This window comes from Sulfitobacter sp. L-8, assembly GCF_056859255.1.
On the sequence record NZ_JBSXOD010000042.1, the window covers coordinates 22,700 to 41,513 of the forward strand.

13 protein-coding genes are annotated in these 18,814 nt (G+C 57.9%); 9 read left to right on the top strand and 4 right to left on the bottom strand.

What is annotated here, in order from left to right:
• Window positions 1–17: 17 nt before the first annotated feature.
• From AC13DE_RS06305 to AC13DE_RS06320, 4 genes are all read left to right on the top strand, one after another.
• Entirely contained in the window at window positions 18–3,035 is a 3,018-nt protein-coding gene (locus tag AC13DE_RS06305; protein ID WP_483047387.1) for a sarcosine oxidase subunit alpha family protein, read from the top strand.
• Window positions 3,028–3,603, top strand: a complete 576-nt coding sequence (locus tag AC13DE_RS06310; protein ID WP_483047388.1) for a sarcosine oxidase subunit gamma — start codon at window positions 3,028–3,030, stop codon at window positions 3,601–3,603. The genes AC13DE_RS06305 and AC13DE_RS06310 overlap by 8 nt, the downstream gene beginning before the upstream one ends.
• Window positions 3,604–3,808: 205 nt before the next feature.
• The gene (locus AC13DE_RS06315; RefSeq protein ID WP_446297525.1) at window positions 3,809–4,408 is read left to right on the top strand and encodes a superoxide dismutase; all 600 of its coding nucleotides are present in this window, start codon (window positions 3,809–3,811) and stop codon (window positions 4,406–4,408) included.
• A 119-nt stretch (window positions 4,409–4,527) separates the two neighbouring features.
• Window positions 4,528–4,983 (top strand): host attachment family protein, encoded by a 456-nt coding sequence (locus tag AC13DE_RS06320; protein ID WP_446313026.1) that lies wholly within the window; start codon window positions 4,528–4,530, stop codon window positions 4,981–4,983.
• A 262-nt stretch (window positions 4,984–5,245) separates the two neighbouring features.
• Here AC13DE_RS06320 and AC13DE_RS06325 read toward each other — a convergent pair whose 3' ends face one another.
• Window positions 5,246–5,797, bottom strand: a complete 552-nt coding sequence (locus AC13DE_RS06325) for an LOG family protein (protein ID WP_446313025.1) — start codon at window positions 5,795–5,797, stop codon at window positions 5,246–5,248.
• 262 nt (window positions 5,798–6,059) lie between these two features.
• Between AC13DE_RS06325 and AC13DE_RS06330 the strand changes: the two genes are divergently transcribed.
• Both AC13DE_RS06330 and AC13DE_RS06335 read left to right on the top strand, forming a co-directional pair.
• Window positions 6,060–7,229 carry an Ig-like domain-containing protein gene (locus AC13DE_RS06330; protein ID WP_483047389.1) on the top strand — a complete coding sequence of 390 codons (1,170 nt, stop codon included), beginning with the start codon at window positions 6,060–6,062 and terminating at the stop codon, window positions 7,227–7,229.
• 95 nt (window positions 7,230–7,324) lie between these two features.
• A complete protein-coding gene (locus tag AC13DE_RS06335) occupies window positions 7,325–9,181 on the top strand; it encodes an ABCB family ABC transporter ATP-binding protein/permease (RefSeq protein WP_446313513.1) in 1,857 nt (618 codons plus the stop codon).
• Between the two features lie 26 nt (window positions 9,182–9,207).
• On the opposite strand, the gene AC13DE_RS06340 is transcribed toward AC13DE_RS06335, so the two are convergent.
• The 3 genes from AC13DE_RS06340 to AC13DE_RS06350 form a co-directional block, all read right to left on the bottom strand.
• On the bottom strand, window positions 9,208–9,663 hold the full coding sequence (locus AC13DE_RS06340) for a DUF302 domain-containing protein (RefSeq protein ID WP_446313512.1): 456 nt from the start codon (window positions 9,661–9,663) through the stop codon (window positions 9,208–9,210).
• 165 nt (window positions 9,664–9,828) lie between these two features.
• Window positions 9,829–13,635 carry an efflux RND transporter permease subunit gene (locus AC13DE_RS06345; RefSeq protein ID WP_483047390.1) on the bottom strand — a complete coding sequence of 1,269 codons (3,807 nt, stop codon included), beginning with the start codon at window positions 13,633–13,635 and terminating at the stop codon, window positions 9,829–9,831.
• Complete coding sequence (locus tag AC13DE_RS06350; RefSeq protein ID WP_483047391.1) at window positions 13,632–14,861, bottom strand: efflux RND transporter periplasmic adaptor subunit; 1,230 nt, start codon at window positions 14,859–14,861, stop codon at window positions 13,632–13,634. The genes AC13DE_RS06345 and AC13DE_RS06350 overlap by 4 nt, the downstream gene beginning before the upstream one ends.
• Before the next feature lie 227 nt (window positions 14,862–15,088).
• Between AC13DE_RS06350 and AC13DE_RS06355 the strand changes: the two genes are divergently transcribed.
• The 3 genes from AC13DE_RS06355 to der are packed head-to-tail and all read left to right on the top strand — an operon-like array spanning window position 15,089 to window position 18,761.
• The gene (locus tag AC13DE_RS06355; RefSeq protein ID WP_483047392.1) at window positions 15,089–15,802 is read left to right on the top strand and encodes a hypothetical protein; all 714 of its coding nucleotides are present in this window, start codon (window positions 15,089–15,091) and stop codon (window positions 15,800–15,802) included.
• A 56-nt stretch (window positions 15,803–15,858) separates the two neighbouring features.
• Complete coding sequence (locus tag AC13DE_RS06360; protein WP_483047393.1) at window positions 15,859–17,235, top strand: PQQ-binding-like beta-propeller repeat protein; 1,377 nt, start codon at window positions 15,859–15,861, stop codon at window positions 17,233–17,235.
• A gap of 50 nt (window positions 17,236–17,285) precedes the next feature.
• Window positions 17,286–18,761 carry a ribosome biogenesis GTPase Der gene (gene der / locus AC13DE_RS06365; protein WP_446297535.1) on the top strand — a complete coding sequence of 492 codons (1,476 nt, stop codon included), beginning with the start codon at window positions 17,286–17,288 and terminating at the stop codon, window positions 18,759–18,761.
• Window positions 18,762–18,814 lie beyond the last annotated feature (53 nt).

Sequence of the window (18,814 nt, forward strand, 5' to 3'; positions counted from 1 at the left end):
CGCCAAGGTTCGCCGTTATGAGCACCAGAATTGCCACAGGTGGTCGCCTGCTGAACAAATCCAACGCTGTCAGCTTTTCATTCAATGGCAAGCAATTGCGCGGTTTCGAAGGCGATACACTCGCGTCAGCTCTTTTGGCCAATGATCAGATGCTGGTCGGTCGATCCTTCAAATATCACCGTCCCAGGGGCGTGGTGGCCGCTGGCCCCGAAGAACCCAATGCGTTGGTGAACCTGGGCAGGGCCGGGAAATTTGAACCCAATCAGCGGGCGACTACAACAGAACTGTTCGACGGTTTGAATGCCGAAAGTCAGAACCACTGGCCCAGCCTCGAATTCGATGTTGGGGCGATCAACAAATATCTCAGCCGGTTTTTACCGGCGGGCTTCTATTACAAGATGTTCATCCATCCCCGCCCGTTCTGGAAGCATGTCTACGAACCGATCATTCGTCATTCCGCCGGGCTGGGAAAAGCCCCCAAGGACCAGGACGCAGACAGCTATGAACATTTTTATGCGTTTTGCGACGTTCTGATTATCGGTGGTGGCGTCGCCGGGCTCGAGGCGGCGCGTACCGCTGGCCGTTCCGGCGCACGGGTGATCCTGCTGGAACAAACAGCCCATTGGGGCGGGCGTGCGCCGGTTGACGGAGGCACAATCGAAGGCACCCCCGTCAACAGCTTCGTCGACGATCTGGTGGCCGAGTTATCCACCATGAGCAACGTCGAAATGCGGACCCGCGTGATGGGGGCGGGCGTTTATGATCATGGCTATGTTCTTGGCTATGAACGTCTGACCGATCACGCTCCGCAGGCCGCCGGGCCACGCCATCGGTTGTGGCGCATCCGGGCGGGTCATGTCATCACCGCCACCGGTGCCATTGAGCGTCCCTTGTCCTTTGCCGGAAACGATATCCCCGGTGTGATGCTCGCCGCCTCAATCCGCGATTATCTGGTGAACTACGGGGTTTCGGTGGGCGACCGTACCGTCGTGGTCACCAACAATGACGATGCCTACCGCACGGCTATTGCGTTGGTCGAAGCGGGTTTGAGCGTCCCTGCGGTTCTTGATGCCCGTGTGTTGCCGCAGGATTCACCGTTGATGGTGCGTGCCAAGGAACTGGGTATCCGCGTCATGATGGGGCATGCGATCTCGCGGGTCAAAGGGACCAAGCGGGTCACAGCCGTCGAGGTTTGCAGTCAGGCCGGAGAAGGTGCCGTGCTGGAAACCATCGCCTGCGAGGCCGTTGCCATGTCGGGTGGTTGGGCCCCCGTGGTCCATCTGTGGTCCCATTGCGGCGGAAAACTGGTATGGGATACGACGCTTGCGACATTCCGCCCCGATGTGGATAACCCACCCCTTGGGGCTGATGGTCACGGTTTCGTCACCGCCGCTGGTGCGGCCGCTGGATTTTTTGGTCTGGATGACATCTTGCATGACGCTCACGCGGCTGCGGATGGCGTTGCGACCGCTCTTGGGTTCAAGCTGCCCTCCGAGATCGTGTCGCCCAATGCCAGCCGTCAGGAGGAGGCTCCCCTGACACCGGTATGGTTGATGCCGCAAGGTGCGGGCGTAAACCTGCGCGAGAAGGCGTGGCTGGATTATCAAAATGACGTCAAGGTCTCCGACATCCGTCTGGCGGCACAAGAAGGGTTCGTCAGCGTGGAACATGCCAAGCGCTATACCACGCTGGGGATGGCCACCGATCAGGGAAAGCTCAGCAACGTCAACGGGCTGGCAACGCTCGCCGGGGCGATGAACGCCGATATCCCAAGTGTTGGAACCACCACGTTCCGCCCGCCATACCACCCGATTTCCATGGGATCGATTGGTGGCGAGGCGCGAGGCGATGTATTTCAACCGGTTCGTCGTACCCCTATGCATGATTGGCACGAGGCCAACGGTGCCGAATGGGAACCGGTGGACCAGTGGCGCAGGCCCTATTCCTATAATCGCCCCGGTGAATCCACCCATGACGCGGTAATGCGCGAAGTGACCAACACCCGGACCAAGATGGGGCTTCTCGATGCGTCAACGCTGGGTAAGATCATCGTCAAGGGGCCGGACGCGGGCAAATTTCTCGACCTGCTCTACACCAATATGATGAGCAGCTTAAAACCGGGTAAATGCCGCTATGGCTTGATGTGTTCGGAAAACGGTTTTCTGATCGACGATGGTGTCGTCGCCCGTATCGATGACGACACCTTTCTGTGTCACACCACGACCGGTGGCGCGGAACGCATCCATCAGCACATGGAAGAATGGCTGCAAACGGAATGGTGGGATTTCGACGTCTACGTCGCCAATGTCACCGAACAATATGCGCAGATCGCCGTGGTCGGCCCCAATGCGCGCAAATGTCTGGAAAAGCTGGGCGGCATGGATGTCAGCAAGGACGCGCTGGCATTCATGGAATGGGCGGACGGCACGCTGGGTGGCTTCAATTGCCGGATCTACCGCATCTCTTTCTCGGGCGAGCTGAGCTACGAGATCGCGGTTGACGCCGGGCAGGGCCAAGCGTTCTGGGATGCGTTGATGGTGGCGGGCAATGACCTGGGCGTGATGCCCTATGGCACCGAATGCCTGCATATACTTCGCGCCGAAAAGGGCTTTATCATGATTGGCGATGAAACCGACGGCACGATCATTCCGCAAGACCTCGGATTGAATTGGGCGATTTCCAAGAAAAAGGACGACTATCTTGGAAAACGAGCGCAGGAGAGATCGCATATGGTGGATCCGAACCGCTGGAAACTCGTCGGTTTGGAAACCACAGACGGCAGCACGCTGCCTGACGGGGCCTATGCGGTTGGCGACGGTGTGAACGAGAACAACCAGCGCACCATGATTGGCCGTGTCACGTCAACCTATCACTCCCCGACACTGGGCAAGGGCATCGCGATGGGGCTCGTTCTGAACGGGCCAGACCGCATGGGCGAGGTGCTGGATTTTCCCGGGACCGATGGCAAGACGTATCAGGCGAAAATCGTCGATCCGATTTTCTATGACAAAGAGGGGGCGAAGCAAAATGTCTGAAGCGATCAGTGCATTGAACGGTGCTGTCTTCAAGGAAGGCATAGCGGAAATTCTGGGCCTTGACCCGATCGGAATGATCTCGATCCGGGGCGATCTATCCGCGAGCTATATGAAAAAAGCTTTGAAAAAGGCAGTTGGTGTCGGCATGCCGGGCATCCGGGAAATATCACTGGCGGGGGACAAGGGCGTCGCGTGGATGTCGCCAGACGAACTGCTGCTGATATGCCCATATACCGACGCCGCGAATGCGCTTGTGTCCCTGAAAAAAGGCTTTGGTGATAACCATGCTCTGGCCGTGAATGTGTCCGATGCCCGGGCTGTGTTCCGTATCAAGGGGCCGAACACGCGCGAGGTGCTGGCCAAACTAGCCCCCGTCGACCTGTCACCTCAGGCTTTCGGCCCCGGCATGATCCGACGCACCCGTCTGGCTCAGGTCCCGGCAGCCTTCTGGATGGAGGATACTGACACCGCACAGCTTGTGTGTTTCCGCTCGGTCGCCCAATACGTGTTTGATTTGCTGAAAACCGCCGCGCAACCGGGATCAGAGGTCGGTTTCTATCGCAGCTAGGCTAAAGGTCGCCGATAGGCTCCGGGCAAGACGTATCGGCGGAACCTTCAACCATTCCGGATGGTTTTGGTCTAAGTTGCCAGAAGCGTGTGTACATACATAATTGGGCGCAGACCGAAGCTCGGTTTCCTATCTTGCCCTTGACCTTGCGGGGTCACGCGCTTCATGTGGCCCAGAAGCAATTTCAATAACGGAGGCTTTTCTCATGGCTTTTACTCTTCCTGACCTTCCCTATGCCCACGACGCGCTTGCATCCAAAGGCATGTCAAAGGAAACGCTGGAATACCACCACGACAAGCACCACAACGCTTATGTGACCAATGGCAACAAGGCCATCGAGGGCACTGAGTGGGAGGGGAAGACCCTCGAGGAGATCATCAAGGGTACATATAAGCCCGATGCCGTGGCCCAAAATGGGATCTTCAACAACATCTCTCAGCTTTGGAATCACAACCAATTCTGGGAAATGATGACCCCCAACTCTGTCGCGATGCCCGGCGAACTCGAAAAGGCTATCAACGAAAGCTTTGGTTCGGTCGACAAGTTCAAGGACGAATTCAAGACCGCAGGTGGCGGCCAGTTCGGTTCTGGTTGGGCATGGCTGGTCAAGGATAAAGATGGCGGTCTGAAGGTTACCAAGACAGAGAATGGCGTGAACCCAGTTTGTTTCGGTCAGACAGCTCTGCTTGGCTGCGACGTGTGGGAGCATTCCTACTATATCGACTATCGCAACGCGCGCCCTGACTATCTGTCAAACTTCCTCGATAATCTTGTAGATTGGGAAAACGTCGCGTCGCGCATGTAATCTTTTGATATATCTACAGAAAGGCTCCGCCCGTTCACGTGGCGGGGCCTTTTTTGTGGGAACTGTGATCCGAGGTCACGCGTTTGTCCGTTGAACAAATCAGATTACAGGAGAACATGATGACCAAGATTGATAACGGGACTTGGGTGCTGATCGCAGATGGCGAAAAGGCATTATTCATGGTCAACGAAACTGATGACGAAAATCCGTTCTTGCAGGTTTTCCGCGAGGAGGAACAAGATAACCCTCCCAACCGCGAGCAAGCAGCAAATCGCCGGGGGCGTTTCAACGATGGCCCTTCCGTGCACCGATCTGCGGTGGCCGATACGGATTGGCATCAACTTTCAAAGGATCGTTTTGCGCACGAATTAGCGGAAATCTTGTACAAGCAAGCCCATAAGGGGCGGTTTGAGAAGATCGTGATCGTGGCTCCGCCTTCCACGCTGGGTGAATTGCGCGATGCATTCCACCAGGAGGTGTCGAGCAAGGTTGTAGGAGAAATTCCAAAAACCCTGACAAACCATCCGGTCAACGAGATCGAGGAGATCATCAAGTCCGAGTTGAATTCGAACTAATGTGTATCTAAATTGCAACGCCTGACAAGGCGCGATCAGCTTTGGTTTTCAGTGTATTGCCCCGCCAGTATCGACGCTGAAAGAGCGCTGGAATTCCAGCGCTCTTTTCGCGTTACGCTGGTCAGCTTGCATGTGCATACGGGGAAAACATCTGCCTAATTGCCGGGGGAAGTCTGCCTGACTCTGGGAATTACGCCAATGCGCGGGGACATAGATGCGGCAATGCGGCTGTGTTCCCGCGCGTTGGCATCCCAGACAAATGTCAGCTTAAAAGTTGGTGCAACAATTCCACGGCGGCATCTGCATCGGGGACTGACGTGAAATAGCCAAGCAACGTTTCATCAGCGAATCCTTCGGCGACGACATGGGCGAGAAGCGCAAGCAGCGGATCCCAGTAACCATTTGTATTAACTAGTATTATTGGCTTGCTGTGCAGGCCAAGCTGCCGCCATGTAAGCACCTCGAACAATTCGTCTAACGAACCGGCACCGCCGGGCAACACCACGACCGCATCGCAGTTCATGAACATGACCTTCTTACGTTCATGCATCGTTTCGGTGACGATGTACCGCGTCAGATCGGTCTTGCCGACTTCCCATTTCACCAGATGTTCAGGAATGACGCCGAACGTATTCCCTCCCGCCAATTGCGCCGCGCGGGCGACAGCCCCCATTAAACCTACGTCCCCGGCACCGTACACCAGCCGCCAGTTTTCTCTTGCCAAACCCTGTCCGACGGCGTGGGCCTGAGCCATGTATTCGGGGTCGTTACCGGGGCGCGATCCGCAATATACACACACGGATTTTTGCTTCATCAAGGTTATCCTCGCCATTGAATGTGCAGAAGAAATGCAGCTGCATTTTGACCCTTGATAGAGCGCTTGCTACAAGTTCTCAATGAGCCGAGGCCAGAGGGTTATCACGATGCCGATGTTCCGAACTAGAAATGCGCAGATTGGCGGCGGAATCCTGGCCGCTACTGTAATTTTTGGTGCCGGTTATCTTTGGCTATATTGGACGGCTCCCTCGCACGTCACGGCGCGCGTAACCCCTCAGACCATCATATCAGATACAAAGATGACCTCCAGACCGCTGACGGCTGCGGCGGTCGATGACGCTCAGGCGGCGCGCGCCGCGCCCGCACTTTCTGCCCCAAAGGCAGCCGATACTCCGGAAATCATGGCGTCGCCAAATAGCCCAAGCTTTGACGAGGTCCGTCGAGAGGTGGATGGGGTGACGGTAATCGCAGGTCGCGCCAGCCCGGGCAGCAATGTTCGGGTCATGAGCAACGGCGCGGAAATTGCGACTGCTACCGCGGATAGTGCAGGAAAATTTGCAACGCTGGCGATCTTGCCTCCGGACGGGACGGGGCAGGTTCTGAGCTTGGCCGCGCAGTTGGATGCGACGACGACGGTGTCCGATGAAGAGATTATCCTTGCGCCGCTCACTCCTTCAATGCCCGCCGCCGCGGCGATAGAGAACAGCGTCGTAGCCGGTTTGCCCGGTGAGATCACCGCCCCCAGTTCGCCGACGGTTCCAGACAAAGTGACGGAAAACGCGCCATCGGACGCAGCGCCCTCGGTCAGTCAACCGTCTACGCTAGGTCCGGTACGCGCACCGCAGACCCCCGACGCGCCGGAAGTCCCGGCGACCATGACGGCCGCGACGACCGTTCCGTCAGCCGCACCCGAAACACCGGTTGCAGAGGCTCCGCCGCGAGTGGCAGTTTTGAAATCGACCCCAGACGGCGTAGAGCTTTTGCCTGGATCGGCCCCAGAGGTTACGGACCGTATCGCGCTTGATACCATTTCATATTCCGAGACCGGCGAAGTCCGTTTGGGAGGAAGGGCACAGTCGTTGGGCAAATCGGTGCGCGTTTACCTGAACAACAGCCCGGTGGTTGCGTTGGCAGTGGACCCGGAGGGGCGGTGGCGCGGTGACCTCAAGGACATCGATACCGGCATATACACGCTGCGTGTTGACGAACTGGATGGGGCGGGAAAGGTGATCAGCCGGGTAGAGACCCCGTTTAAACGTGAATCCGCGGCAACACTGGAACGCGCGTCGGCAAGCCATAATGGACCGATAAGCGCGATCACCGTTCAAGAAGGGGCCACACTTTGGGCGATCGCAAGGGAACGCTATGGCGACCCGTTTCTTTACGTCAGGGTGTTCGAGGCAAACCGGGATTCGATCCGCGATCCTGATTTGATCTATCCTGGCCAGGTTTTCGACCTTCCCGACTGATGCGACGCGGGCGCACGCGCCTTCAAATCGTCCGACAGCACTGGCAACATCCGTTCGCCCGGCATATGTAGTGACCCAAGCATTTCAGGATCATTATGTCAGCCGATAGAACTCGCGCCACCACGGCACCTAAAAACGCCGCGCAAATCCCATTGACCGAAGAAGAGATTGCCAACGCTGCCGAACGTCAGTCCAACCTTCTGGTTCTCAAGAAAGTAGCGCCGTATCTTTGGCCCAAGGATATGCCGTGGGTGAAAAGGCGGGTGGTCTGGGCAATGATCTTCCTGGTGGTGTCCAAGCTGATTTCCATTGTTATTCCCCTTCTCTACAAAGATGCGGTTGATGCGCTGGCGAACGAAGGCGTGCCGTTCCTGGCGCTCGGTGCAGTTGGGCTTACCGTAGCTTACGGTGTCGCACGCGCGATGAATGTGGGCTTTCAACAATTGCGCGATGCGGTTTTCGCGCGGGTTGGGCAACGTGCCTTGCGGATGCTGGCGCTTGAGACTTTTCAGCATATTCACAAGCTGTCGATGCGCTATCACATCACGCGCAAAACCGGTGGTCTAAGCCGGATTATCGAACGTGGCGTCAAGGGCGTTGACTTCTTGCTGCGTTTCTTGCTGCTTTCGATCGGCCCGCTGGTGCTGGAACTGTTGATGATCGGCGTGATCCTGACGATCTTGTTCGATGCGTGGTACCTGCTGGTGGTGGCCGTCACGATTGCGCTTTACGTCTGGTTCACCTTCGCTGTGACCGAATGGCGGGTCAGGCTGCGCCGCCAGATGAACGACCAAGACACCGATGCGAACCAAAAAGCCATCGACAGTCTGCTGAACTATGAAACGGTCAAGTATTTCGTCGCGGAAAACCGCGAGGCCGGGCGTTATGACCATGCGATGGCGGGGTACGAAGAAGCTGCGATCAAGACCAATTATTCGCTCGCATTTCTGAATTTTGGTCAGTCATTGCTCATTACCTGCGGGTTGGTGGGGGTTATGGTGATGGCGGCGATTGGTGTGCAGAAAGGTGAATTGACTGTCGGGGATTTCGTCATGGTCAATGCTTACATGGTGCAGATCACCGTACCGTTGAATTTTCTCGGCACAGTTTACCGCGAAATTCGGCAGGCGCTGGTGGACATGGGGCAGATGTTCACCTTGCTGGATCAACCGGCCGAAATCACCGACAAACCCGCGGCACCGGAACTGCAAGTTACCGGCGGGCGAGTGACCCTTGACGACGTGCGTTTTGGCTACGATCCCGACCGCGAGATCCTCAAGGGCGTGTCCATCGAAGCGGCCCCGGGAGAGATGGTTGCGATTGTCGGCTCGACCGGCTCCGGGAAATCTACCATCGGTCGGTTGTTGTTCCGGTTCTACGATGTGCAGGCAGGTGCATTGCGCATTGATGGGCAGGATGTACGCGATGTGACACAGGAAAGCCTGCACCGCGCGATCGGTGTCGTTCCCCAAGATACGGTACTGTTCAATGACACCATCGGATATAATATCGGATATGGCCGCGACGGTGCGACACAGGCTGAAATCGAATCTGCCGCAAAAGCCGCGCAGATACACGACTTTATCCAACGTTTGCCCATGGGCTATGACACGGCGGTAGGCGAGCGGGGCCTGAAGCTTTCGGGTGGCGAGAAACAGCGCGTGGGCATCGCCAGAACGCTGCTGAAAAATCCTCCGATCTTGCTGCTGGACGAAGCAACCAGCGCACTGGACAGCGAAACCGAATACGAGATTCAGGATGCTTTGCGGCAGGCTGGCAAAGGTCGTACAGTCCTGACGATTGCGCACCGTCTTTCGACAGTTGCGGAAGCAGACAGGATCGTTGTGCTGGAGCAAGGCAGCGTGGTCGAACAGGGAACCCACGATGATCTTTTGGCTCGCAATGGCCGTTATGCACAGCTGTGGCAGCGCCAGCAATCTGAAACGGACTGACGGCGCTGCGCAGGGTTGAAATGGCCTTAGTCTTTGGCGATGGCCTTCGATGTCAGCTTGTCCAATGCGCCGGCCATCTTGGAAAGATAGTCCGCATCAGCCGCTATGCCATGATCTTCTGACAAAGCCACGGGATCGCGATAGGTCACGTGCACATCGCCCGAGGCATCCGAATAGGTCAGCACGCGCAGGGGCAGATCAAGCCCGGCGGTTTGTGCATCCTGCATCGCAGGGGTGCCCAGCTTTGGGTTGCCGAAGATAAGCAGCATCGTCGGGCGAAGCTCCATATCAACTTTCTTGGCACCTTCTGCGTGGTCCACGCGGGCGAAGACAGTCGCCCCCGCCTCAGTTACAGCGGCTTCCAACCGGTCCACGGTTTCGTGCACTGAATAGGGGCTGGTTTTGGTGATCAACTCCGCAGCAAGGGCAGGTACTGCCATGGTCATTGCCGCAAGTGAAAAAAGTATACCTCGAAACATCATGTTTCTCCTTGTTCATGTTAAGTGTCGCTGACTCAGACGTAGAGTGCTGACCGATGAATGCGAGGTATTTATCCGGAGGGGGCGCGCGCCACCCGCGCGGCCGGGTCTGAACCTACCCGGGTGACGGGTAGCCGAGACCGCAGCCAGCACGGTGGACCCGGGGGGTTACTCTGCGGGTTTCTGCGAGGTCCAGTTGTCGTCGTTGACTTGATCGTCCCAGATGATCAGGCCCGACTTGAGCCGCCGCGCGTCCTTTTGCAGCGCCCAGTCTTGGGCCGCCTTGCTGGCCCGGCCCAGCGACATCTTGGCAAGCAGCCGTGCAGACCAGCGGGCGTATGTGGTCGCCCATACCCTGATCGCCAGCAACGAAGGCGTCACCATCAATGTCAGCACAGTTGCGATGCCAAGCCCGAACACAACCGCCGTCGCCAGTTGTTTCCACCAAAGCGCCGTCGGGCTGTCAATCGTATAGCCCCCATTCGCAAAATCCAGGCTAAGCCCGAACATCATGGGTGCAAGCCCCGCCATCGTCGTGATTGTGGTCAGCAGCACCGGACGGATACGAGCTTGTGCAGTGCGGATGATTGCTTCGATACGCGGCATGTACTGGCTGAATTCCTGATAGGTGTCGATCAGGATGATGTTGTTGTTAACCACAATCCCTGCCAAGGCGACGATACCAGTGCCGGTCATGATGATGGAAAAGGTCTGATCCATCACCAGCATGCCGATCAGCACCCCGGTGGTCGAAAGCACGACTGCCAGCAGCACCAGGATCGAATTATAGATGCTGTTGAACTGGGCCAGAAGAATGATGAACATCAGCCCCAATGCCGCCGTAAAGGCCGAGCTCAGGAATGCCTGGCTTTCGGCCTGATCCTCTTGATCGCCGGTCCATTCATAGCTGACGCGGTCAGGCAGGGGGTTGGTTTCGAGCCACTTGGTGATTTCAGCGATCCGTTCATTGGCGTTGATCGGGACCATGCGCACCCTGCCGTCCGAAAACTGTTGCTGAAGATCCAGCCCACGCGCTGCGGTAGTGCGATCCGTGATCTTGTAGGTCTTGCCATCGTGAGCCGTGAAATCGGCATCGTCTGCAGCGGGGCGCATCGTGGCCAACGTCAAATCCACATCTTTGCCGCCAACCTTGTCAGTCTTGACCAGTTTCACCAGACCGGGGAAAACATCCGCCTTGATGTCCATATGGCGCTTTTGGTCGATGCGGTTGATTTCGGCCAACTTTGGTACCGGCGTGCGCGTGATGAAATTTGACAGTGGCACCAAGCCATCGACTGTTCGCACCTTCAGCGTGTCCAAGGTGCTTAGAACGCGATCCTTTTCAGGCAGGCGTACCCTGATCTCGATCTCTTCGTCCGAACTGTCGACCCGCATCTTGTCAAGCAGCAACCCCCGGGTGACAAGCTGAACCATCGCACCGACGGTTAGCACGTCGGCACCGAACTGTCCGGCTTTCGCAACGTCCACGTCGATTTGCCAGTCGATACCGGGCAGGGGGCGCGTGTCTTCGATCAATGTCAAGCCGGGTGTCATGGCGAACTCGTTACGGACAAGAGCCGTCGCATCAACCAGATCGGTAAAGCTGTCGGCCTTCAGCCGCAGATGCACGGCCTTGCCGGATGCGGGACCACGGGACTGGGCGAGTATCTCGATCTTGATGCCGGGGATGGCGCTAAGCTGTTCTGTCAGTTCCGCGATGACGATATCGCCGTCAAGTTCCGGACGCAGGGCGCGGTCTTCCCATGGGATTGTCTCTAGCTGAATTTGACCGATGCTGTCGTTGGGGGCCTGAGCGCCCCCGGTATTGCTGTCCAGCCCCCCTTCGCCCGCAAAGGCAAAGGCCGTGGCGACCCCGGGATGGGCCAGCACGATCTTTTCGGCTTGCTGCATGATGTTGTCCTTTTCGGTCAACGACAGGTTGCCTCGGGCCAGAACATACACGATCGCCTGTTCCGGTTCGCTTTCGACAAAGAATTCGACGCCCTTGCTGTTGTTGCTGAAGAAGATCAGCGTGGTGCCGACAAAAATGAATACCACGCCCGTCACAACCAATGGCATGACCGGATTGCCGGTGATGAATTCGATCAGCCGCCCAAAGCCAGACCGGCGATAACCGGCGTGGATCACGTTAGGTTCTTTGCGGAAAAGCCGCGATGTCAGCCAGCGCCCGCCGCGCCCCATGCGCGTGAACAATGCGAAAAAGCTGATAAGCCCCAACATCACGCCCGACACGGCGATCGCGAGCAAAGCGCACAGGGCCGCGATGCTTGCGAAGATCAGCGCAAATACCGGGATAACCGACCCGAGAATATCCAACCCGTCCATCGAAGCGAACTGCGTTGAGATCACCGCGAACAGCGGTTGCATCAACAATACCGGCAATGCAACCATCGCCAGCACTATGGGGAAAAGCAGCAGGTGCATATATAACGGCAACTTGGCAATCGCTTCCATATTGCCGGCCATCCAGCGTTCCAACCGTCCGGTTACCCCACCCATGACAGGCAGATAAATCAACGCGACGACCAACGACGCCGATAGCACGAATATCAGTGTGACAGGCAACATTCCCATAAATTCGCCAGGCACACCGGGCCAGAACAGCATCGGTAAAAACGCGCAAAGCGTGGTCGCTGTCGATGATATGATCGGCCAGAACATGCGTTTGGCGGCTTCGACATAGGCGGCCATCGGACCTTCGCCTTGTTGCTGCCGCGCATCGGCGTATTCGACCACGACGATTGCGCCGTCCACCAACATGCCGACCGCCAGGATCAGCCCGAACATGACGATGTTCGAGATCGAGATACCCATAAGCGCCAGAAACGCGAAGCACAGAAGAAACGATGTGGGGATAGCGAAGCCCACCAATAGCGCCGCGCGAATGCCGAGCGCGGCCAACACGACGATCATCACCAATGCGATTGCCGTGAACACGGATCCCAGCAATTGCTGTACCATGCTGTCTACGATGCGGCTTTGGTCATTCGATGTGCCGAGGGTCACCGCCGCTTTCAATTCGTCAGGCCACGAGGCGCTTTGATCAGCCACGACCTGCTTGACCTGCGCCGAGGTGTCGATCAGGTTGTATCCCTTGCGTTTGACCACTTGCAGCGCAAGGGTTTTCTGCCCGTTGAAACGGGCGGTGCCGGCGCGGTCTTCGAAGGTCAGATTGATCGCTGCCAGATCGCCCAATGTGACCACGCGGTCACCGTTGGTTTTGACCGGCAGATTATAGACATCCCGGGGATCCGAAAACGACGACGGAATTTTTACGGAAAAACTGCCCTGCGCGGACTGCACCTCGCCCGCGGCAATCAATTGGTTATTGTTTTGCACGACATTGATCAATTCGCCGGCGGTGACGTCATACGCCTCAAGCCTGAGCGGATCGATCACCACCTCAAGCATTTCATCACGGTTTCCCGCCAGCCCGGCTTCTAGAACCGCGTCGATGCCCTCGAGAGCGTCTTGCAGGTCGCGGGCGACGCGGGCCATCGTACGTTCAGGCACCGGTCCGGTCAGATTGACGATGATGATGGGAAATTCGGAAAAGTTGATCTCGTTGATCGAATATTTTTCGTATCCGTCCGGAAACTTCGCCTCTGCTGTGCTCATGGCATCGCGGACGTCGGCCATGATCTTGGTCTTGTCCCAGCCGAATTCGAACTCCAGCGCGATCCCCGCATAGTTTTCTGCCGCAGTCCCTGTCATGGTTTTCAGCCCGTCCAGATCGGACAGTTCTGTTTCCATCGGTTTGACCAACAGGGTTTCACTGTCGGCAGCAGAGATGCCGGGGAATTGCACCGATACAAACAGTGCGGGAATTTCGATGTCAGGTTCACCTTCCTTGGGCAAGGTCGAATAGGCGTATCCCCCCACCACGAGACTCAGCAGGATAAAAGCCATGACCATTCGGGCACGCCCTGCCGCCCAATCGACGATCCCGCTCATTGTATGGCCTCACGGTAGGTCGGTATCACGGTGACGCCTGCGGTGACGTATTCCTGACCCAGCACGATGACATTGGCCTCTTGGGGAAGCCCTTTGACCCAAACGCCCTCGGCTGTGTCGCGAATCAATTCGACCGGTGCAAAATTGACCACATCGGCGTCGTCGATCAATCGTACGCCCAAGGCTCCCTCATCATTCAGGGTCAGGGCAGACTGGGGCAGAAGGTGTGCGTCTACGCCTTCGGAGGCAATGACGATTTCGGCGGTCTGGCCGTCGCGGATGCTTAGATCGGTATTCTGAACGTCGATTTCGATACGGAAAGTGCGCGTGGACGGGTCGGAGGCCCGGGAAATGAAAGACACTTTCCCCTGCAATTGCCGATCTCCTGTCGCAAGTCGCGCCCGCGCCGGTGCGCCAAGGCTGACGTGATCAACTTCGGTTTCGGGGACAAAGCCCACAAGCTTGATCAGGTCAAGCTGGATTACCTGGGCGCAAATGGACCCTTTTTGCAGCAGGCTACCCAGTTCCGCGGTGTCGCTTTCCAGCAGCCCGGCGAACGGAGCCTTGAGGGTCAAGCGGTCAATTTCGGCGTTGGCCATCGCCACGGCGGCATCCGCTGATTGGATGCCGGATCTGGCCGCGCTCAATCCGGCTTGGGCCGAGCTCAGGTTGGCGCGTGCCGCCGCGACGGCAGCCTCGGCGCTGGCCAGGGTGGTTTGCGAAGAAAACCCACCTTCACCGAGCTTTTCCGCGGCGTTCAGCTTGATCAGTGTTTCATCAAGACGCGCCTGGGCTTCCTCAACACGCGCTTCCGCCTCGGGGACACGCGATTCGGCTTCGGCGTGGCGGGCCACGGCTTCTTTCTGCTGCGCATCCCGCGTGCCCAGATCCAGTTTACACAGGGTTTCACCCTCGGCGACCCGCGCACCCTTGCGCAATGGCGGCGATATGACGATGGCCGAGGTTTCGGCCTGAACGGCAACCTGACGCGCCGCCGCGGTCTGGCCGCGCACGACAATTGCCGAATCGAGCTGTTTGGCCTGGCTGCGCTGCACCACAACCTTGACGAGCGACTGATCGGCAACGTGTGACAGGCTGGCGGTGTCTTCCGACGGAGGCGCGGCACCGTTGAACCCCAGTGAATTCAACAGCGCTTCGCGCTCAAATATCGCCATGTACATAAATGCAGACACGGCAATCGCCGCCAGGATTGGAAAAATGCGCATTCTGAGCCTCGGCAAATTGTAGGTGCGGCCCGTCAGACCACTTCCAGGAGAGTATGTTGGGGGCTATGTAAGTGAAATTAACTGAACTGCATAGTTCAGTTTTGAAAAAATCAGTGATCTGCGGCCCTGTTGCCCCCGCGGTGGCTGGGTGCGATGCAGCCTAGCCCTTGGCAGGCCCGCAGGCGCAGGGTAAGAGAGGCGTTGAAAAAGGGCGGGACCATTAAGATATGAGCGATACAGACAGTTTCATCGACGAAGTAAATGACGAGGTTCGCCGGGACAGATTTTATCTGTTGCTCAAACGCTATGGCTGGATCGCCATACTGGCGGTTGTCTTGCTGGTCGGGGGCGCTGCTTGGAATGAGTATCAAAAAGCCCAGAACCGCACTCGCGCCCAAGCGCTTGGTGACGCGATATTCGCGGCATTGGCGGGAAGCGATGCGGGCGGGCGTGTCGAAGCTCTGGCGGCGGTGAAAACAGACAACCCGCGTTCGGTCGCGATGCTGGCATTCTTGAAAGCCGCCGAGCAGTCCGAGGCCGGGGATAAGACAGCCGCCATCGACACGCTCAACAGTCTGGGCGCGAACGGCGATGTGCCGGCAATCTATCGCGAAATCGCCCAGTTCAAGGCGCTGACCCTGCAAGGGGCCGACACCCCGGCCGCGGATCGGCGGCTCGCGCTTGAGGCATTGATACAGTCGGCCAGTCCTTTGCGATTGCTGGCGCAGGAACAACTGGCATTGATTGACATCGAAGAAAACCAGCCCCAGGCGGCGATTGATCGCTACCAGGAGATATTGCAGGATGCCGAGGTCACCTCGGACTTGCAACAGCGTGCCCTTCAGGTGATTGTTGCTTTGGGAGGCGAGCCTGACTTGGGTTCCGCCGCTGCGGTGATGTCGCCAGAGCTCTCTCCATCAGCAGGCGTTGGCGGCAACTGAAATCGATCGTCCGATGTGATCAAAAACACGAGTTAAGAGCAGAAGTGAGCAGCGCCATGACCAAACTTCACAGCACCTTCGTAACCAGATCCGTTCCGGGACGTTCTGCGTTGGTAGTTTCAGCCGTCGCTGGCGCGTTGTTGCTGTCCGCGTGTGCCGAGCCCGAGGCAATCTTACCCGGCGAACGCTTCGACGTACGCTCGGTATTGCGGGGGGATGACGGGTTTGTGGCGCAAGCCGATCTTCCTGTTCCGGCAAACACGGTGCGCGGCATCTCGCTGCCAGCGGCCACAGCAAACACCAACTGGGCCCAAAGCAACGGCACCCCGAGCACCCGTATCGCAAACCCCGCTTTGAGCGCCACGCCGCGGTTGGCCTGGAGCGCGAACATCGGAAGCGGCGACAGCCGGAAACAGCGTATAACAGCATCCCCCGTGGTAGTGGGCGGGCGTATATTCACCATCGATTCCAGTGCACAGGTGACGGCAACCTCTGCCTCCGGTGCCACATTGTGGGCCCGCGACCTGACCCCGGAAATGGATAGCGCGGGTGAAGCGTCGGGCGGCGGTCTGGCTGCGGACGGAAATACTTTGTATGTGTCATTGGGGTTCGGCACCGTTACCGCACTCGATATGGAAAGCGGCGGTACGAGGTGGACGCAGGACCTTGACGCCAGCGGAACGGGCGCGCCTGCCGTGTACGAGGACATGGTTTACTTTACCGGCGGTGATGACACAGGCTGGGCGCTCAACAAGTCCGACGGTCGCATCAAGTGGCAAACCGGCTCCAGCACCAGCATGACCAATGTGCTTGGTGGCCCGGCACCCGCCATAAGCGCGCAGATTGCGGTAATGGCTTTTGGTTCGGGCGAAGTGCAGGGCTTGTTCCGTCAGGGCGGCATGGACCGGTGGAGCACATCCGTCGTGGGCAAACGCCCCGGGCGGGCTGTTGCGAATATTTCCGATATTACCGGCAGTCCGGTAATTTCCGGTGATACCGTTTATGTGGGCAACCATTCGGGCCGACTGGCGGCGTTGACGCTCGGCGGTGGTGAGCGGATTTGGACCGCGCGCGAAGGTGCCATCGGCCCGGTGTGGCCGGCTGGCGACAGTATTTTTGCGGTGACAGACCTGAACGAACTGGTGAGGCTGGACGCGTCGACCGGCATTCGTATCTGGGGCACGCCGTTGCCGAACTTTGTCAAGGAGAAGCCTAAACGCCGGTCGGAAGTCTTTGCGAATTACGGGCCAATTGTCGCCGGGGGCAGGGTGATCGTCGCATCGAACGACGGCAAGTTGCGCAGTTTTGACCCCACCAACGGGGCGATGGTGGCAAGCGCCGATATTCCGGGCGGGGCATCCTCGTCACCTGTTGTGGCCGGTGGTGTGCTTTATGTTGTATCGTCCAAGGGGCAATTGCACGCTTTCCGTTGACCGCCAAATAGGCTAGAGCGCAGGCTTGACCTTGTCTTCGGAGCCATTCCATGTCTTTCACCCTCGCCATTGTGGGGCGTCCCAACGTCGGTAAGTCCACGTTATTCAACCGCCTTGTCGGCAAAAAGCTGGCTTTGGTTGATGATCAGCCCGGTGTGACACGCGACCTGCGCGAAGGCGCTGCGCGGCTGGCGGATCTGCGTTTCACCGTTATTGACACCGCAGGGCTGGAAGAAGTGACGGATGACAGCCTTCAGGGCCGGATGCGCCGTCTGACCGAACGCGCGGTGGATATGGCAGACATCTGTCTGTTCATGATCGATGCACGCGTGGGGGTGACCCCCTCTGATCTGGTCTTTGCCGACATTCTGCGCAAAAAATCTGCGCATGTTATTCTTGCGGCGAACAAAGCCGAAGGCAAAGCTGCGGATGCCGGAGTGATCGAGGCTTATAACCTCGGTCTGGGAGAGCCGATCCGCCTGTCCGCGGAACACGGCGAAGGGCTGAACGATCTTTATTTGCAACTCATGCCGATCGCCGACGGATTCGCCGAGCGTGCCCAAACTGATCAACCTGACACAGATGTGGATCTGACCGAGCAAGAAGCCGAACTGGGGGACGAAGACGCGCCGGTGCCGGTCCCAACCAATGCCAAGCCGCTGCAAGTGGCTGTTGTCGGTCGGCCTAACGCGGGTAAATCGACGCTGATCAATCAGATCATGGGAGAGGACCGTCTGCTGACCGGCCCCGAAGCTGGCATCACCCGCGACGCGATTTCCCTGCGTACTGTTTGGGATGACGTACCGATGCGGATCTTTGACACCGCCGGTATGCGCAAAAAAGCGAAAATTCAGGAAAAGCTGGAAAAACTCAGCGTCAGTGACGGCTTGCGGGCGGTAAAGTTCGCCGAAGTCGTTGTTGTGTTGCTGGATGCCGAGATTCCGTTTGAACAGCAGGATTTGCGCATTGCCGACCTGGCCGAACGCGAGGGCCGTGCTGTGGTGGTCGCGGTCAACAAGTGGGATCTTGAGACAGACAAGCAAGGCAAGCTGAAAGACCTGCGCGAAAGCTTTGAAAGGTTGTTGCCGCAGCTGAAAGGGGCGCCTTTGGTGACGGTCTCTGCCAAGACCGGCAGGGGGCTGGACCGTTTGCACCAGGCGATCATGCGCGCCTATGATGTGTGGAACCGCAGGATCACCACCGCGCAGTTGAACCGTTGGCTGGCCGGGATGATGGAGGCGCATCCGCCACCCGCCCCACAAGGCAAACGCATCAAACTGCGCTACATGACCCAGGCAAAGACGCGGCCTCCGGGGTTTGTCGTGATGTGCAGCCATCCAGATAAGGTGCCGGAAAGCTATAACCGCTATCTGGTCAACGGCTTGCGGATCGATTTTGATATGCCCGGCACGCCGATCCGGCTTTGGATGCGCGGGCAATCTGATGCCAACCCCTATAAGGGCCGCAAAAAGGCCAAGCCGTCAAAACTGCGTAAGCATACCGACGGTCACCGCAAGGATCGTTAGAGCGCTGATATAACTCTCATAAACCCAAAGCCGGAGCCCTCGACAGCTCCGGT

Coding starts and splice junctions, on each gene's coding strand:
- AC13DE_RS06305 (WP_483047387.1), top strand. CDS start 18: ATGAGCACCAGAATTGCCACAGGTGGTCGCCTGCTGAACAAATCCAAC.
- AC13DE_RS06310 (WP_483047388.1), top strand. CDS start 3,028: ATGTCTGAAGCGATCAGTGCATTGAACGGTGCTGTCTTCAAGGAAGGC.
- AC13DE_RS06315 (WP_446297525.1), top strand. CDS start 3,809: ATGGCTTTTACTCTTCCTGACCTTCCCTATGCCCACGACGCGCTTGCA.
- AC13DE_RS06320 (WP_446313026.1), top strand. CDS start 4,528: ATGACCAAGATTGATAACGGGACTTGGGTGCTGATCGCAGATGGCGAA.
- AC13DE_RS06325 (WP_446313025.1), bottom strand. CDS start 5,797: ATGAAGCAAAAATCCGTGTGTGTATATTGCGGATCGCGCCCCGGTAAC.
- AC13DE_RS06330 (WP_483047389.1), top strand. CDS start 6,060: ATGACCTCCAGACCGCTGACGGCTGCGGCGGTCGATGACGCTCAGGCG.
- AC13DE_RS06335 (WP_446313513.1), top strand. CDS start 7,325: ATGTCAGCCGATAGAACTCGCGCCACCACGGCACCTAAAAACGCCGCG.
- AC13DE_RS06340 (WP_446313512.1), bottom strand. CDS start 9,663: ATGATGTTTCGAGGTATACTTTTTTCACTTGCGGCAATGACCATGGCA.
- AC13DE_RS06345 (WP_483047390.1), bottom strand. CDS start 13,635: ATGAGCGGGATCGTCGATTGGGCGGCAGGGCGTGCCCGAATGGTCATG.
- AC13DE_RS06350 (WP_483047391.1), bottom strand. CDS start 14,861: ATGCGCATTTTTCCAATCCTGGCGGCGATTGCCGTGTCTGCATTTATG.
- AC13DE_RS06355 (WP_483047392.1), top strand. CDS start 15,089: ATGAGCGATACAGACAGTTTCATCGACGAAGTAAATGACGAGGTTCGC.
- AC13DE_RS06360 (WP_483047393.1), top strand. CDS start 15,859: ATGACCAAACTTCACAGCACCTTCGTAACCAGATCCGTTCCGGGACGT.
- der (WP_446297535.1), top strand. CDS start 17,286: ATGTCTTTCACCCTCGCCATTGTGGGGCGTCCCAACGTCGGTAAGTCC.